Here is a 1,767-nt window from a genome sequence, read left to right as displayed (position 1 = left end):
TGGGCGTGAACACCACCTGCGGTGCATCCAACATTTCCTTTGGGCTGCCCAACCGGCACGGTATCAACAACGCATTCCTGCCAATGGCGATGGAAGCCGGCATGACGTCGGCGATCATGAACCCGGTCGCCCTGCCGGTGAATGCCGCAAAGATCGAGGCTAAGAAACAGGAGCTTGCAGCCGCAGGGATTATCGTTCCCGACGAAATGGATGATGAGATTTTCTGCCAGCTGACGGGCCTTGGATCGACGAAGCCGCGCCCGGGCCGCGAGATGGAAGCCATTCGCGCAGCGAACTTCCTGACCAACAATGACCCGCATGGCGGCGCATGGATTGAGTTCAATAAAGAGCCTCCCAAACCCGGCCAGGAAGGCCGCGGGCGGGCCGGTCGGACCGGCGGTCGTCGCAGACGGTGATACAATCCGGGCCGTCCGGGCTGTGGATCAAAGTGTTTTGATTAAAAGCGGAGCCTCACAGGGCTCCGTTTCGCATTTTACGGGCTTTTTTCGGGACAATGAGGCAATGACTGCTTCCCGTCCAAAGAAATCCGGGGCGGGTAACCGAAGTTTAACGGAGTGGCCTCTACAACCGTCGCTGTCCGACTGATCAGCCGATGTGGAGGAATCAATGCGCCTCAAGAATACCCGTCATCGCGGAGAAACCGATGAGTGAGCCCCTCGTACCAGATACCAGGCTCGATCTTTCTGCCGCGGCGGGTCTGGCCACCGCTCTGCGGGATCGAACGGAGCCCGAGGTGATCGTTGATCTCTCAGAGGTGCGCCATATGGGGGCATTGTGCCTGCAGATTCTGATCGCAGCCGCAACCTCCGCACAAAAAGACGGCCGGTCGCTGTCACTCATCAACGCTTCTGACCGTGTGATCGACCAGTTACGCGTCATGGGCATGACACCCGAAACAATTGCCGGAGGTCGCATATGACACTCGAAATACTCGCAGTGGATGACAGCCGCACGATGCGGGACATGATCCGGCTGGCGCTGCTGCCGGCAGGTTTTAACGTGCATACCGCGGACGACGGTGTACACGGGATCGAAGTTCTCAGCGGGATCACACCCGACGCGATTATTACCGATATCAACATGCCGCGTATGGACGGTTTTGGGTTCATCGATGCTGTCCGTGGGCAGGAAGAGCATCGTGCAACGCCGATCCTTGTTCTGACGACCGAAGCAGCACCCGAGCTCAAGGCCCGTGCACGTACTGCAGGGGCGACCGGCTGGATCGTGAAACCGTTCGACCCGTCAAAGCTGATCAAGGCTTTGCAGATGGTTGCCGGCTGAGGAGAACGGTATGTCTGATACAAATGATCCGATGGCTGAAATCCGAGCCTCGTTCTTTATAGAGTGCGAGGAATTGCTTGAAGCATTGCAGGACGGATTGCAGCTTCTTTATGATGGTGCCGACGACACCGAGACCATCAATGTGGTTTTCCGCGCCGTGCATTCAATCAAAGGCGGCGCCGGAGCTTTCGGGCTTGAGGCTCTTGTGCGCTTTGCGCATCGTTTCGAAACCGTCCTTGATGAAATCCGGTCTGACCGCATGTCTGCCAGCGCCGAAGGGCTGAAAGTATTCTTCCAGTGTGCCGACCATCTCTCAGACCTTGTGCGCATCAGTCGCGATGCCGGCGATCTGCCCGATGAGAAAACCGCCGAGCTTCGGGGTGAACTCGACAAGCTGATGGGCGAAGAAGGGGCCAGCGCCCATGATGGACCGGAACCCGAAGAAGATATTGAATTTCAGCCTGC

At 57.7% G+C, this 1,767-nt stretch carries 3 protein-coding genes and 1 pseudogene; all 4 read left to right on the top strand.

Annotated features, from left to right (window positions below; genetic code table 11):
* A pseudogene (locus Q0M35_RS08710) lies at positions 1 to 416 on the top strand (methyltetrahydrofolate cobalamin methyltransferase); the annotation flags it as partial.
* 248 nt (positions 417 to 664) lie between these two features.
* Positions 665 to 940, top strand: coding sequence for an STAS domain-containing protein (locus Q0M35_RS08705; protein WP_295314222.1), 276 nt, complete (start codon positions 665 to 667; stop codon positions 938 to 940).
* Entirely contained in the window at positions 937 to 1,302 is a 366-nt protein-coding gene (locus Q0M35_RS08700; protein WP_295314219.1) for a response regulator, read from the top strand. The genes Q0M35_RS08705 and Q0M35_RS08700 overlap by 4 nt, the downstream gene beginning before the upstream one ends.
* A gap of 10 nt (positions 1,303 to 1,312) precedes the next feature.
* Positions 1,313 to 1,767: Hpt domain-containing protein (locus Q0M35_RS08695; RefSeq protein ID WP_295314213.1), on the top strand; the 455-nt coding region annotated here is incomplete at its 3' end.

Source organism: Roseobacter sp. (assembly GCF_024639605.1).
Lineage (GTDB): Bacteria > Pseudomonadota > Alphaproteobacteria > Rhodobacterales > Rhodobacteraceae > Roseobacter.
The sequence above is the reverse complement of the archived record's forward strand: the minus strand, read 5'-3'. Positions and strand labels throughout refer to the sequence as shown.

What these genes read in the sequence shown, in the direction of transcription:
- Q0M35_RS08705 (WP_295314222.1), top strand. Translation starts at nt 665, where the DNA reads ATGAGTGAGCCCCTCGTACCAGATACCAGGCTCGATCTTTCTGCCGCG.
- Q0M35_RS08700 (WP_295314219.1), top strand. Translation starts at nt 937, where the DNA reads ATGACACTCGAAATACTCGCAGTGGATGACAGCCGCACGATGCGGGAC.